This window comes from Zhihengliuella sp., from assembly GCF_031178195.1.
Taxonomy (GTDB): Bacteria; Actinomycetota; Actinomycetes; order Actinomycetales; family Micrococcaceae; genus Zhihengliuella.
In genome coordinates this window covers 194,172-208,691 of the sequence record NZ_JAPSJL010000003.1, presented here as the reverse complement: position 1 = coordinate 208,691, position 14,520 = coordinate 194,172, and the positions used below count along the sequence as shown (strand labels likewise).

At 71.8% G+C, this 14,520-nt stretch carries 12 protein-coding genes; 8 read left to right on the top strand and 4 right to left on the bottom strand.

The genetic code is table 11. From position 1 onward, the window contains the following. Positions 1-49: 49 nt before the first annotated feature. Positions 50-1,453, bottom strand: coding sequence for an MFS transporter (locus tag RIN46_RS06015; RefSeq protein ID WP_309080378.1), 1,404 nt, complete (start codon positions 1,451-1,453; stop codon positions 50-52). Positions 1,454-1,667: 214 nt separating this feature from the next. Further along, complete coding sequence (locus tag RIN46_RS06010) at positions 1,668-3,068, bottom strand: NAD(P)H-quinone dehydrogenase (RefSeq protein WP_309080379.1); 1,401 nt, start codon at positions 3,066-3,068, stop codon at positions 1,668-1,670. Between the two features lie 125 nt (positions 3,069-3,193). Between RIN46_RS06010 and RIN46_RS06005 the strand changes: the two genes are divergently transcribed. From RIN46_RS06005 to RIN46_RS05980, 6 genes are all read left to right on the top strand, one after another. Further along, a complete protein-coding gene (locus RIN46_RS06005; protein ID WP_375141846.1) occupies positions 3,194-4,003 on the top strand; it encodes a purine-nucleoside phosphorylase in 810 nt (269 codons plus the stop codon). Positions 4,004-4,013: 10 nt separating this feature from the next. Continuing rightward, positions 4,014-5,834: a phospho-sugar mutase gene (locus RIN46_RS06000; RefSeq protein WP_309080380.1), complete on the top strand. Its 1,821-nt coding sequence runs from the start codon at positions 4,014-4,016 to the stop codon at positions 5,832-5,834. Between the two features lie 82 nt (positions 5,835-5,916). Next, complete coding sequence (deoC, locus tag RIN46_RS05995; protein WP_309080381.1) at positions 5,917-6,588, top strand: deoxyribose-phosphate aldolase; 672 nt, start codon at positions 5,917-5,919, stop codon at positions 6,586-6,588. Between the two features lie 88 nt (positions 6,589-6,676). Beyond that, positions 6,677-6,925, top strand: coding sequence for a hypothetical protein (locus RIN46_RS05990; protein ID WP_309080382.1), 249 nt, complete (start codon positions 6,677-6,679; stop codon positions 6,923-6,925). 185 nt (positions 6,926-7,110) lie between these two features. Next, positions 7,111-7,521: a YtxH domain-containing protein gene (locus RIN46_RS05985; RefSeq protein WP_309080383.1), complete on the top strand. Its 411-nt coding sequence runs from the start codon at positions 7,111-7,113 to the stop codon at positions 7,519-7,521. A 132-nt stretch (positions 7,522-7,653) separates the two neighbouring features. Next, the gene (locus tag RIN46_RS05980; protein ID WP_309080384.1) at positions 7,654-8,043 is read left to right on the top strand and encodes a hypothetical protein; all 390 of its coding nucleotides are present in this window, start codon (positions 7,654-7,656) and stop codon (positions 8,041-8,043) included. An 18-nt stretch (positions 8,044-8,061) separates the two neighbouring features. Here RIN46_RS05980 and mfd read toward each other — a convergent pair whose 3' ends face one another. Further along, positions 8,062-11,667 carry a transcription-repair coupling factor gene (gene mfd, locus RIN46_RS05975; protein ID WP_309080385.1) on the bottom strand — a complete coding sequence of 1,202 codons (3,606 nt, stop codon included), beginning with the start codon at positions 11,665-11,667 and terminating at the stop codon, positions 8,062-8,064. 249 nt (positions 11,668-11,916) lie between these two features. Here mfd and RIN46_RS05970 point away from each other — a divergent pair, with 249 nt between their 5' ends. Both RIN46_RS05970 and RIN46_RS05965 read left to right on the top strand, forming a co-directional pair. Next, entirely contained in the window at positions 11,917-12,417 is a 501-nt protein-coding gene (locus tag RIN46_RS05970) for a DUF2505 domain-containing protein (RefSeq protein ID WP_309080386.1), read from the top strand. Positions 12,418-12,428: 11 nt separating this feature from the next. Continuing rightward, on the top strand, positions 12,429-13,670 hold the full coding sequence (locus tag RIN46_RS05965; protein WP_309080387.1) for a hypothetical protein: 1,242 nt from the start codon (positions 12,429-12,431) through the stop codon (positions 13,668-13,670). A 78-nt stretch (positions 13,671-13,748) separates the two neighbouring features. Here the strand turns inward: RIN46_RS05965 and lepB are convergent, their stop codons facing one another. Beyond that, positions 13,749-14,519 carry a signal peptidase I gene (lepB, locus tag RIN46_RS05960; RefSeq protein WP_309080388.1) on the bottom strand — a complete coding sequence of 257 codons (771 nt, stop codon included), beginning with the start codon at positions 14,517-14,519 and terminating at the stop codon, positions 13,749-13,751. Position 14,520 lies beyond the last annotated feature (1 nt).

Genomic DNA, 14,520 nt, shown 5'->3' with positions numbered 1-14,520 from the left:
GTCCGGCACCGATGGTGCCGGACCCCGTCGTCGTTCGCGGAGGGTGCGCTCAGCCGACGTTGTTGTCGTAGTCCACGTCGCGCGTCTCGCGGGTCAGCCAGAGGGCCACGAACGTCAGTACTGCGGCGAGCGCCAGGTAGACGCCGACCAGGACCGTGTTGCCGCCTCCGGCCTGCCACAGGGCGATGGCCACGAAGGAGGCCGGCGCGGCACCGATGACCGAGGAGAGGTTGTAGGCCACGGCCGAGCCCGTGTAGCGGACGTTCGCCGGGAAGAGTTCGGGCAGGACGGCCGCCATCGGCCCGAACGTCAGGCCCATGAGCGTGAATCCGACGATCAGGCCGGCCATGGCGGCGCCGGTGCCCGGACCGAAGAACAGCGACCAGGCCGCACCGAAGACCAGGATCCCGGAGGTCACCCAGAGCAGGAACTTGCGGCGGCCGAACTTCTCGGCCAGCGGCCCGGAGACGACCGTGAAAATGCCGAAGAACACGACGCCGATGATGAGCATCGTCAGGAACAGGGGCCGGTCGATGCCCAGACCCGGCACGAAGGCCGCCGGATCGAACGCCTCCCCGGTCTCGGCAGCGGCCGCCCGGGCCTGCTCCTCGGTCTTCGCGGTCCCGTACGTCAGCGTGAAGGAGGTCATGAGGTAGAAGAGCACGTAGGTGGCCAGCATGATGAACGTGCCGGCGAGGACCGGGCGCCAGTGGTGCTTGAACGTGGCGGCCAGCGGCGACTTCGCCACCTTCTTCTGCTCCAGCACGTTGGTGAAGGCGACCGACTCGACGAGCTTCAGCCGGACGTACAGGCCGACTGCGACCATGACCGCGGAGAGGACGAACGGGACGCGCCAGCCCCAGGCCTGGAACTGCTCAGGCGACAGCATCAGCTGCAGGGCCACGAAGAGCAGGTTGGCGACGATGAAGCCGATCGGCGCTCCGAGCTGCGGGAACGTTCCATAGACGGCGCGCTTGCCGGGCGGCGCGTTCTCCGTGGCCAGCAGCGCGGCACCGGACCACTCGCCGCCGAGGGCGAGGCCCTGGGCGAAGCGCAGCAGCACCAGCATCACGGGCGCGAGCACCACGAAGCTGCCCTGAGCGGCGGGCAGGAAGCCGATCAGGAATGTCGCGATGCCCATGGTGAGCAGGGAGGCGACCAGCGTGCCCTTGCGGCCGATCTTGTCGCCGAAGTGCCCGAACAGGATGGAGCCCAGCGGGCGTGCCACGAAGGCGACGCCGAAGATGGCGAAGGCGCTGAGGATGGCGTTGATCTCCGTGGCGTTCGGGAAGAACAGGGCCGGGAAGACGAGCACCGACGCGGTGGCGTAGATGTAGAAGTCGTAGAACTCGATCGTGGTGCCGATCAAGCTGGCGAAGATGACGCGGCCGCGCGTGTTGGCGGCGGGACGCGTGCCGCCCGCCGACGGGGCGGTGGGGACTGGGGCAGTCACGGTACTTCCTTCTCACTCGGATGGATGTGATGGTCTCTCATCCTAGGAAGCGCTCGCCATATTGTGGACGTTATGTCCAGAATGTGAACAGTATGCGTCCATGTCAGCCGGGGCGGGCGGCAGCGTGCCGGATCGGGCCCCACCCCGGGGCGGGGCGCCCGCTCCGGCAGGCCGCCCCGCCCGCCGCCAGGCCGCCCCGCCCGCTGCCAGGCCGCTACAGGTGGACGTGCAGCCTGCGCGCCGCCTCGGAGATCGAGCCGGCCAGCGACGGATACACGGTGAAGGTCTCCGCCAGGTCGTCGACGTGCAGTCGCTTGCGGACCGCCAGACCGATCGGGAAGATCAGCTCGGAGGCGCGGGGAGCCACCACGACGCCGCCGACCACCGTGCCGGAGCCCTTGCGGGCGAGGATCTTCACGAACCCCTCGGAGACGTTCATCATCTTGGCGCGGGCGTTCGTCTGCAGATCGAGTTTGATGATGTCCGCCTGGTACTTCCCGTCGGCGACCTCCTGCTCGGTCACGCCGACGGTGGCGATCTCGGGGCTGGTGAAGATGTTCGCCGAGACCTCGGTCAGCTTCAGCGGCTTCACGGCGTCGCCCATCAGGTGCGCGATCGCGATGCGGCCCTGCATGGCCGCGACGGAGGCGAGCGCGAAGACGCCCGTGCAGTCGCCGGCGGCATAGATCCCGCTCGCCGTGGTGCGGGAGACGCCGTCGACCTTGATGTGCCCGGAGTCGCCGACCTCGACGCCGGCCTCCTCCAGGCCGAGGTCGGCCGTGTTGGGGATGCCGCCGACGGCGACCAGGCAGTGGCTGCCCTCGACGACCTCGCCGGAGTTCAGCGTCACCTTCACGGTGTCGCCCTCGCGCTCGACGGCCTCGGCGCGGACCTTGCTCTTGACCGTGATGCCGTTGCGCTCGAATGCCGTCTCCAGCACCTTCGCCGCGTCCGCGTCCTCGCCGGGGAGGACGTGGTCGCGGGAGGACACCAATGTGACCTTGGTGCCCAGGAGGTTGTAGGCCGAGGCGAACTCGGCACCGGTCACACCGGAGCCGACGACGATCAGATGCTCCGGGATCTCCTGCAGGTTGTAGATCTGCGTCCAGTTGAAGATCCGCTCGCCGTCCGGCTTGGCCGTGGGCAGCTCGCGGGCCTTGGCGCCGACGGCCAGGAGCACGGCGTCGGCCTCGAGCCGCTCCTCGCTGCCGTCGAGGCACTTCACGGCGACGGTCCTCGTGTCCTCGAGGCGGCCCTCGCCGAGGACGATCCGCACGCCGGCGCGCTCGAGGCCGGCGTGGATGTCGCTGGACTGGTCCTTGGCGAGCGCCAGCAGCCGCTGGTTCACGATCCCGAGGTCTGCCGTCGCCTCCTCGGCGCCCACCTGGACGCCGAAGTGCACGGCGCTGCTCACGCGGCGCATGGCATCGGCCGTGGCGATGAGGGTCTTGGAGGGCACGACGTCGGTCAGGACGGTCGAGCCGCCCAGCCCCTGTCGCTCGACGAGGGTGACGTCGGCTCCGAGGTGGGTGGCGACCATCGCGGCCTCGTAGCCGCCGGGGCCACCGCCGATGATGACGAGACGGATGTTCTTCAGCGCATGAGTAGAGGTCACGCGCCCATTGTCTATCAGATGTCCCCGCGTCGCATCCCGCGGCGGTGCGCCGGGGATCACGGCCCGGAGGCCGCGTCCGGGATCCGGCCCGGACGCGAGCCGGGACAACCGGTAAGTTAGTGCCCGTGAGCCACCATGTGAACGAACCCTTCGACCTGGCCGCAGAGGCCGCCGCCGCCATCTCCGAGGCCACGGGCGTGGACTCCCACGACGTCGCGCTCGTGCTCGGCTCCGGGTGGGGCGGCGCAGCCGATCTGCTCGGCGAGACGACGCACACCATCCCGGCCGACCAACTGCCCGGGTTCCACGCGCCCGCCGTCGCCGGTCACGTCGGCACGGTGCGCTCGGTCCTCACCCCGTCCGGCCGCCGGATCCTGGTGCTCGGAGCCCGCACGCACTTCTACGAGGGCCGGGGCGTGCGCGCCGTCGTCCACGGCGTCCGGACCGCCGCAGCCGCCGGCTGCCGCACCGTCGTGCTGACCAACGGCTGCGGCGGCCTGAACCCGGCCTGGACGCCCGGAACCCCGGTCCTCATCAGCGACCACATCAATCTCACCGCCTCGTCGCCGCTGGAGGGCGCCACGTTCGTGGACCTCACGGACCTCTACTCCCCCCGCCTGCGCGAGCTGGCCCGGAGCGTGGACCCCTCGCTGGACGAGGGCGTCTACGCCCAGTTCACCGGCCCCCACTACGAGACCCCGGCCGAGGTCCAGTACGCCCAGCGCATCGGTGCGGACCTGGTCGGCATGTCCACCGCGCTCGAGGCCATCGCGGCCCGCCACGCCGGGATGGAGGTCTTCGGCATGTCACTGGTCACCAACCTCGCGGCGGGCATCAGCGACGAGCCGCTCAGCCACGAGGAGGTCATCGAGGCCGGCCGGGCCGCCGGACCGCGCATCTCCCAGCTGCTCGCCGAGATCGTCGACCGGATCTGAGGCCCCGCCCATGAGCATCCCCGAGGACGCCCGCCCGTACCCGCCCGCCGATCTGCTGGCCGAGGCCCGCCGCTGGATCACGGAGGATCCGGACCCTGCCACCGCCGAGGAGCTCACCCGGCTCGTCGCGGCGGTGGAGTCCGGCGACGCCTCCGCCCGCGCGGAACTGGAGGGCCGTTTCAGCACGACCCTCGAGTTCGGCACCGCCGGGCTGCGCGCGGCCCTCGCCGCGGGGCCGAACCGGATGAACCGCCAGGTGGTGCGCCGAACCGCCGCCGGTCTCGCGGCCTTCCTCCTGAAGACGGCCGATGGCCAGTACACCCCGCGCGCCGTCGTCGGGTTCGACGGCCGCTACGACTCGGACGTCTTCGCGGAGGAGACGGCGGCCATCCTCACCGCCGCGGGGATCGAGGCGTCGCTCCTCCCGCGGACCCTGCCGACGCCGGTCCTGGCGCGGGCCGTCCGAGCGCTCGATGCCGAGGCCGGCGTCATGGTGACCGCCAGCCACAATCCCCCGCAGGACAACGGCTACAAGGTCTACCTCGGCGGCCGGGCCGTGGACGCCGACGGCCGCGGCTCCCAGATCGTCGCCCCACTGGACGCGGCCATCGCCGCGGAGATCCGGTACGACGGCGCCCTCGATTCGATCCCGCTCGCCGCATCGGGCTGGGAGGTGCTCGACGAGGAGATCGTGGACCAGTACGTCCGCGACGTCGTCGGGCTCTCCCCCGTTACCGATGCCAACCGGGGCGAGCGCGCCGGCCTCGGCATCGTCCTGACCTCCCTGCACGGCGTCGGCGGCGAGACCATGCAGCGCGTCCTCGCCGGGGCCGGCTTCACCCGGGTGACCCCGGTGGCCGAGCAGGCCGCCCCGGACCCGGACTTCCCCACCGTCGCGTTCCCGAACCCGGAGGAACCCGGCGCCATGGACCTCGCCCTCGCACGCGCCGCCGAGGTCGGTGCCGACCTCGTGATCGCGAACGATCCCGACGCCGACCGCTGCGCAGCGGCGGTCCCCGCCCTCGACGACGACGGCGCCGTCCTCTGGCGCATGCTCCGCGGCGACGAGGTCGGGGCACTCCTCGGGGAGTCCCTGGCTGCCCGGCTCGTCGGTGCGGCGGAGCGAGCCCCCCGGCGGGACGGCACCGGGACGGCAGACCGGGGGACGGACCAGGAGGAGCCGGTCTTCGCGAACTCGATCGTCTCCTCCCGACTGCTCGGACGGATCGCGGCCCGGCACGGGATCGCGCACCGCGAGACGCTGACCGGCTTCAAGTGGATCGCCCGTGTCCCCGGGCTGGCTTACGGCTACGAGGAGGCGCTCGGGTACTGCGTCACCCCGGACCTGGTCCGCGACAAGGACGGGATCTCGGCGGCCCTCCTGCTGGCCGACCTCGCCGCCGGCCTCAAAGCGGCCGGCAGCTCGCTGCCCGGGGAGTTGGACCGGCTCGCCGTCGAGCACGGCGTCTACGCGACGGACCAGCTCTCGGTCCGCGTCGCCTCCCTGGACGAGCTCGGGGCCATGATGCGCCGGCTCCGGGCGGAGCCGCCGCGCGGCCTCGCCGGCTCGGAGGTCCTCACCTCGCTGGACCTGCGGACCGGGTCCGCCGCCCTGCCCCCGACCGACGCCCTGCTCTACCTCACCGCGGACGACACGCGCGCGATCGTCCGCCCGAGCGGCACGGAGCCGAAGCTGAAGTGCTACCTCGAGGTCGTCGAGGCCGTGCCCGCCGCGGACGGCCTCGCCGACGCCCGCGACCGAGCCGCGGAACGGCTCGCCCGGGTCCGGGCCGACGTCGCAGCCGCCCTGGGCGTCGCGGAGCAGCGCTAGGCCCACCCTCTCCGGTGGGCGCGACCCGCCGGCACCCAACCACCACCATCGACAGCTCTCCACGATTTTCCCCGGAGGAACCATGAGCGATATCGCCAGCTACATCGACCACACCCTGCTGAAGCAGGACGCCCCGCGGGAGGACATCCTGACCGTGGTGGAGGAGGCGAAGAAGTACGGCTTCAAGTCCGTCTGCGTGAACCCCGTCTGGGTTCCGCTGGTCGCCGCGGAGCTGGCGGGCTCGGGGGTGCTGACGTGCTCCGTCATCGGCTTCCCGTTCGGGGCGACGCTCACGTCCGTCAAGGCATTCGAGGCCGCCCAGGCCGTTGCGGCCGGCGCCGACGAGATCGACATGGTGATCGACATCGCGGCCGCCAGGCGCGGCGACGAGGACGCGCTGGTGGAGGACATCCGCGCCGTCGCCGAGGCCGTGCACGATGGCGGCGCGATCCTCAAGGTGATCATCGAGACGGCCATGCTGGACGACGAGCAGAAGGTCCTGGCGTGCCGGGCCGCGGTGACGGCGGGCACGGACTTCGTGAAGACGTCGACGGGCTTCGGCGGCGGCGGCGCGACCGTCGAGGACGTGAGGCTGATGCGCGCGACGGTCGGGCCGGACATCGGCGTGAAGGCCTCGGGCGGCGTGCGCTCGCTGGCCGATGCCGAGGCGATGATCGCGGCCGGCGCCACGCGACTGGGCGCCAGCTCCGGAGTTGCTATTGTAGAGGGAGCAGAATCGTCGTCCGCCTACTAGGCGGAACGCAAGTCATTTCCGCCCCGTCACGCCGCCGCCTCCCGCGCCGGCGGACCGCAGGGCGGGGCGCGAACCAAGGAGCGTAGCGGTGTACTCGAACGGCAAGAACAAGGCCTACTCCGGCCAGGGGCAGCTGGCGTCCAACCTGGTCATCTTCGCGGTGATGCTGGTGCTCTTCTTCGGCGGCCTCTACGCGCTGAGCTTCTGGACCCTCGAGAACGCCTGGCTGCCGGGTCTGGCCTGCCTGACCCTGTGCGCGCTGGCCTTCGTCATCCCGCAGCACCTGCTGGGCCGTTCGGACATCCACGCGCAGGAGCACGCCAAGCGCGAGATCTGAGCCTGCCAGCAGCTGGCCATGCAGTCTCCGGAGTGCGTTCGGAGTCCGTTCAGACAATCGGGAGGTCCTTAACAGGGCCTCCCGATTGTCGTTGGGGTAGCGCTGTGCCTACGGTAGGGGCACACGACGGCAGCGCTCCCGAAGCGGAGCCGTCGACGAGACCAACGGTACCGAGGGAGACAACCATGCGGATTCTTACCCTGCTAGCCGGCGCCGCGATCGGATACGTGCTGGGTGCACGCGCCGGGCGCGAGAAGTACGAGGCCATCCGGACCAAGGCGTCCGAGATCTGGGACGACCCCGACACTAAGGCGAAGGTCGATCAGGTCACCAACGCCGTCAAGGAGAAGGCCCCGGGCGTCGCCAACTTCATCAAGGAGAAGTCGCCCGAGGTCGCCGACAAGGTGAAGGAGACCAAGGACAGCGTCACCGACAAGCTCGGCAAGCACCACCCGGAGTCCGACGGCGACACGGGCAACGCGTCGTCGGGTGGCTCTTCCAGCCGCCCGCAGTCGTACCATGGCTCCAGCAACGTCGCCGGCACGCCGGCGGAGGACCTGCCGACGCCGCCTCCGACCTCCGGCGAGAGCCGCTGACACCAGCGCGTTTGTGAAAGCCCCGATGGGCCCCGGCGACCAGCTCGCCGGGGCCCATCGCCGCGTCCGGCACTCCGGCTCTACACTGGGGGCAGGCCCGGAAGCCTTGGCCGCACGAGGAAGGGGAACACCGTGACATCGTCTGCACCGTCCGGAGAGCACCACACCTTCGACGAGGAGCGCCCCGCGCACGGCCGTCATGCCGCGGAGCAGCACCACGCGTCGGAGGACTACGACGCCTCGTACGAGCGGGCCAGCGACGGCCCCTTCAAAGCCGCCGGCCGCTGGGTCGCCGGTCTCGCCGACGCCCTGCTGGGCGGCGACGGTTCCGACGCCCTGGGCGCGACCGTCGTCGTGCGGCGGATCGACAACGACGCCGAGATCCTGCGGATCACCGGCAACAACATCGACGAGGCCGAGGGACTCCTCGCCCTGGTCCGCCGGGACCTGGAGACGCTCACGCGCGAGGAGTTCCTCGCCGAGTGGGGCGGCAAGGACGGCGTCGAGACCGTCGAGGACTGACGCCCTCCCCCGGGCGGTCTACTCCTCGAAGAGGGCCCGCACGACGCCGTTGACCCACTCGAGCATCTCCTGGTCGGTGTAGTCGCGGCCGCCGACCGGGCTCGTCCTCGGCTTGGGGATGAGAATCGCGTTGTTCAGGGCCGGCTTGATCTGCGCCCCCTTGTACATGCGCTCCAGCCGCAGCTGCCGGGACTCGGGGAGCTCGGCCGGGGCGAACTTCACGAAGTTCCCCTGCAGCGCCACGTCGGTCAGCCCGGCAGCGCGGGCCCGGACTCGGAACCGCGCGACGTCGACGAGCAGACGGGCGGGCTCCGGCAGATCGCCGTAGCGGTCCAACAGCTCCTCGACCACCTCGTCGATCGCGGCGTCCTCGTTCGCGGCCGCGAGCTTCCGGTAGGCCTCCAGCCGCAGGCGTTCGCCCGGCACGTAGTCGTGCGGCAGATGCGCGTTGATGGGCAGTTCGATCTTCATCTCGGTCGGCTTCTCCTCGGCGTCGCCGCGGAAGTCGGCGACGGCCTCGCCGACGAGCCGCAGGTAGAGGTCGAAGCCCACGCCCGCGATGTGGCCGGACTGCTCGCCGCCGAGCAGGTTTCCCGCACCGCGGATCTCGAGGTCCTTCATCGCCAGCTGGAAGCCGGCGCCGAGCTCGTTGTGCGCCGCCACGGCCTTGAGCCGTTCGAGCGCCACCTCGCCGAGGGGCTTCTCCGCGTTCCAGAGGAAGTAGGCGTAGGCGCGCTCGCGTCCGCGTCCCACGCGACCGCGCAGCTGGTGCAGCTGGCTCAGACCGTAGGCATCGGCCCGGTCCACGATCAGGGTGTTGGCGTTGGAGATGTCCAGACCGGTCTCGATGATCGTCGTGGACACCAGCACATCGAACTTGCGCTCCCAGAAGTCCACCATGATGCGCTCCAGCTGCGCCTCGCTCATCTTCCCGTGGGCGACCTCCACGCGCGCCTCGGGCACGAGCTCGCGCAGCTGCGCAGCGATCCGGTCGATCGAGGACACGCGGTTGTGGACGAAGAAGACCTGCCCGTCGCGCATCAGCTCGCGCCGGATCGCGGCCGTGACCTGCCTGTCAGTGTAGGCACCGACGTACGTGAGGACCGGGTGGCGCTCCTCGGGCGCGGTCGCCAGGGTCGACGTCTCGCGAATGCCGGTCAGGCTCATCTCCAGGGTGCGCGGGATCGGCGTCGCTGACATCGAGAGCACGTCGACGTTCGTGCGCAGCGTCTTGAGCGCCTCCTTGTGCTCGACGCCGAAGCGCTGCTCCTCGTCGACGATGACCAGGCCGAGGTCCTTGAACTCCACGCCCTTTCCGAGCAGGCGGTGGGTGCCGACGACGACGTCGATGCTTCCGTCCTCCAGCCCGGCGAGAATGTCCTTGGCCTCCTTGGCGGTCTGGAAGCGCGAGAGCGCCGCCACCCGGACGGGGAAACCGGCGAACCGCTCGGAGAACGTCTCGCTGTGCTGCCGGGCGAGCAGGGTGGTCGGCACGAGCACGGCGACCTGCTTGCCGTCCTGGACGGCCTTGAACGCGGCGCGGACCGCGACCTCGGTCTTGCCGAAGCCGACGTCGCCGGAGACCAGGCGGTCCATGGGGATGTCCTTCTCCATGTCGGCCTTGACCTCGTTGATGGTGGTTAGCTGGTCCGGGGTCTCCGTGTAGGGGAACGCCTCCTCCAGCTCGTGCTGCCACGGCGTGTCCTGCGCGAACGCGTGACCGCGGCTGGCCATGCGCGCCGAGTACAGGCGGATCAGCTGGCCGGCGATCTCCTTGACCGCCTTCTTGGCCTTGGACTTGGTGCTCGCCCAGTCCGAGCCGCCCATCTTCGACAGGGCCGGCGCGTCGCCGCCGACATAGCGGGTGACCTGGTCGAGCTGGTCCATCGGCACGAACAGCCGGTCCCCCGGCGCGCCGCGCTTCGTCGGCGCGTACTCCAGCACCAGGTACTCGCGCATGGCCGCGTCCTGGCCGCCGCCGACCCGGCGCTGGATCAGCTCGACGAACCGGCCGATGCCGTGCTGCTCGTGCACCACCACGTCGCCCTCGGTGAGCTGCAGCGGGTCGACGGCGTTGCGCCGCTTGGCCGCGAGCTTCCGCCCGCTCTTGCCGGGCGCGTAGGCGCTGGACCGGCCGAGCAGGTCGGCCTCCGTCAGCAGGCCGAGCTTGAGCCCGTCGAAGACGAACCCGCGGCCGGCGACCGCCGTCGTGATCTCGATGAGCCCCGGCGTCGGCGGCTCCTCCAGGGATCCGACCCGGTGGCAGGGGATCCCGGCGTCGTGCAGGAGCTCGGCGATGCGCTGGGCCGGGCCGGGGCCGTCGGTGGCGACCACCAGCCGCCAGTCGTCCCGCACGCGCGAGCCGATGAACTCGAGCATCTCCGCGACGTCGCCGCGGTAGCCTCGCGGCTCGCGCGCGTTCAGGGCGAGCGTGTCGACGTCGGGGACGGTCTCCTCGTCCTGCGTCAACGACGTCATGGACCACCACGACACCCGGTGCTCCTCGGCGTCGCGCAGCGTGTCGCCGAGGGTGCGGAAGTTGCCGGCGTCCAGGGACTCGGCCACTCCCTGGGCCTGCGCCAGGTCCACCGGGGCCGCGCCGCCGTCGGACGCGGTGGACCACGCCGCGGCGAGGAACTCCTGGTTCGTCTCCACCAGGTCGTGGGAGCGGGACCGCACGCGCTCGGGCTCCATGACGACGGCGATGGACTGCTCCGGGAGCTGGCCCACGAACGGGACCATGCGGTCCACGAGCAGCGGGGCGAGGGACTCCATCCCCTCCACGGCGATCCCGCCGGCGATCTTCTCCAGCATGTCCGCGGCGGCGGGCATGGCCGACGTGAGCTTCGCGGCCCGCGACTGCACGGCCGGGGTGATCAGCAGCTCGCGGCACGGCGGCGCGTACAGCTCCGTGGGCACGGCCCCGTCGCTGGCGGACAGCGAGCGCTGGTCGGCGATCGAGAACCAGCGCATCTGGTCCACCTCGTCGCCGAAGAACTCGATGCGCAGCGGGTGGTCCTCGGTGGGCGGGAAGACGTCCAGGATGCCGCCGCGGACCGCGAACTCGCCACGGTGGGTCACCATGTCCACGCGGGCGTAGGCCGCGGCGGAGAGCTCGCGAACCACGTCCTCGAAGTCTCGTTCCTCGCCGACCTTCAGGTGCACCGGCGACAGGTCGCCGAGACCGTCGACGAGCGGCTGCACCACGGCACGGACGGGGGCGACGACGACCTTCAGCCGCCCGTCCGGGTGGCGCAGCCGGCGGAGCACGGCGAGACGCTGGCCGACCGTGTCCGAGCGGGGCGAGAGCCGCTCGTGCGGGAGCGTCTCCCAGCTGGGGAACAGCGCCACCGACTCCGGGGGCAGGTAGGCGGCGAGCCCGGCGGTCAGGTCCTCGGCCTCCCGGCCGGTCGCGGTCACGGCCAGTACGACGGCGTCGCGGCCCTCCGCCCCGGCGGCGGCCAGTCCGTCGAGCACCTCGGCGACGAGCGGGGCCCGCAGGCCGGCCGGCGCGGAGACGGCGAGATCCCGGCTGCGCGCCTCGTAGGGCTTGGACGCGTAGGCGCGGATCTGGGCGAAGGTGCGGTCCTCGGAGAGCGCAGCGCGCAGGCCGGAGAGAGCCATGGTTTTCCCTTTCGGAGGTCCGTGGGGAGGGCAACACGAAGACCCGGGATCCACCGAGGACGGGAATACCGGGAGCTGTACCAGATTACCCCCTCGCCCCGCCCGCGGCGCCGCGACGCCGACCGACCTGTGGACGGGGCCGCGTCCCGACCGGAGCCGGACCGCGTCCGGCAACGCGGTGCCGTCGGGGACGCCGGGGCTCGCATAGAGTAGGCGGGAGACGGACGTCACCGACGAAGGAGCACCTCCATGGCCCTGAACGCCACCACCACCCTGCCCTACCCCGCGGAGAGGATCGCCGAGGTCTTCGCCGACCGCGAGTTCGTGCAGCACGTGAGCGCCAAGGCCGGCGGCACGCTGACGGACTTCGACGTCACCGGACCGGTCACGGGGGCCTTCACGCTGACCGCCGTCCGCGCGGTGCCCACCGACCGCCTGCCGGATCTGGCCCGCAAGTTCGTCGGCGCCACCATGACGGTCACGCAGCGGGAGAACTGGTCCGCCCCGGCGGCCGACGGCAGCCGCACCGTGGACATCGCCGTCGACGTCGCGGGCGCGCCCGTGGACGTGAAGGCCGTCCAGCGCCTGGTCGCCCGCGGCGGGGAGACCGTCGTCGAGCTCTCCGGCGAGGTGAAGTCCAGTGTGCCGTTCCTCGGCGGCAAGATCGCCTCGGCCGCCGAGCCGTTCCTCGGGAAGGCGCTCAACCTGCAGGCCAAGGAGGCCCAGGCCTGGCTCAGCGCCCGCTCCTGACCGGCCAGCTCGTGCCTGACTCCTCCAATCCCGAACGTCCCGGCGGGTGGCGTTTCCGCGCCCGGGCCGCCGCGGGGACATTCGCCGCGGCCGGCCTCGACGAGGCCGACGCCCGAACCCTCGAGACGGCGTGGAGCCGCTGCCGGCCCGTCGTCGACGCCGGTGACGCGGACGACGCTCTCCTGAAGCACCCCGGCCACGACTGGGAGGGGTTCCACGAGCGTCTGGTCTACACGGCGACCGGTGCTGCTATCGAGTCGGGACGCGGCGACGCCGTGATGCTGCACGGGGCCGCGCTCGCGCTGCCGGAGACCGGTGCGGCGGTCGCGCTCGTCGCGGCCAGTGGCGTCGGCAAGACGACCGCCACCCGGGTGCTCGGCCGGCACTTCGGCTACCTCACCGACGAGACCGTGGTGGTGAGGAGCGACGCCGGGATCGTGCCCTTCCCGAAGCCCCTGTCGCTGCTGCCGCCCTCGGGCCGGCGTCCGAAGCGCCAGGCGGGCCCGGACGAGCTCGGTCTGCTGCCGGCTCCCGCGGCGCCCGTGCTGCGCCGGATCGCCGTGCTGGACCGGCAGGAGCCCTCGCCCGGTGATCTGCCCGATGATCTGCCCATTGCCGTCGCGGCGGATGAGGACAGCACCACCGGCCCCGCCCGGGGCCGAGTCCTCGCCGACGGTAGCCCGCCCGCGCCGACGGCCGCCCGGCTGCCGCTCTCCGAGGCTCTGGAGCACCTGGCCCCCCAGACGTCGTCGCTCTCGCAGCTGCCCCGCGGGCTGTGCCGGCTAGCCGAGCTGCTCGACGCGTGCGGCGGGGCATTGCGCCTGACCTACACCGAGGCCGAGACACTCGTGCCGCTGGTGCGCGATCTGCTCTCCGGTGCCGGGCACGACGCCGGGCCTCCGGCCGACGGTCACCGTGAATGGTCCCCCGTGCCGCTCGGGCCGGAAGCGCCGGTCACGCGGGTCGAGGCCCCGGGCGCCGGGGGGACGGTGCGGTTCCGGCGCGCGCCGACGGACGACGCGATCTCGGTCGACGATGCGCGCGGGCACAGCCTCGCCGTCCTCGCCGGAGAGCGGCTGCTGGTCCTCCGGGGCCTCGGCCCCCTCCTCTGGGAGCTGGCCGCCGTGCCGCGCACCGCGGAGGACCTCCTCAAAGGCGTCGTCGCCGTAGCCGGCGACCACCCGCACGGGGCGCGGCTGCTGGCGGAGCAGCTGGACACGCTGGTCGAGCACGGCGTGCTCCTGCGCGGCTGACCCCCTCCCCCGGACGGGGCTCGCCCTCCAGCGCCCGCGGTGCCTCAGCGCCTGCAGTACCTCAGCTCCCGCAGTGCCTCAGAGGCCGTCGCGGCCCCAGGGGATCAGCTTCTGAACCACCTTGCCGACGACGTCGTTCGTCTCGACCGGCCGGAAGCAGTCCTGGCCGGCGGCCGCGTCGCCCTCCGCCGGCACGAGCGCCGTCCGGCAGCCGATGACGGAGTCGGCCGAGTTGCTGCGGTGGTCGCCCATGACGAGCAGTTCGCCCTCCCCCACGGTGAGGGGGCCGAAGCAGCGCTGCGAGCGATTCTCGGTGGCGCAGTCGAGGAGGCCCGGCTCGAACGGATAGGTGTTGCCGCGGTAGGGCTCCTCCTGCGCCTCGCCGTTGACGAGGAGCCGCCCGCCGTCGTCGCAGCACTCCACGGTGTCGCCCGGCACTCCGATGACACGCTTGACCAGGTAGTGCTCGCTCGAGGGGCCGATGCCCGTCAGGTCCCCGAACCACTGCGCGGCGCTCATGAGCGGGCCTGGCTCCGGCACTTCGCGCTCCCACACGCCGTCTGCGGCGAATACGACGACATCTCCTCGCTCGGGCGTCGTCTCCGGGTACGGCAGCCGGTTGGCGACGATCCGGTCGCCCACGTTCAGCGTGGGCTCCATGGAGCCGCTGGGCACCGTGAAGATCTTCACGACGAAGGCCTGGACCAGCGCGACGACCACCAGGGCGATGAGCAGGTTCACGACGAAGCTCAGCCAGACGGGCCATTGGCGGCGCCCGGTCCGCGTCGCGGCGCCGGTCCGGCCCTCGGCGGTTTCCCCGACCCGGCCGTCCGGGTTCTCCTCGGCCACG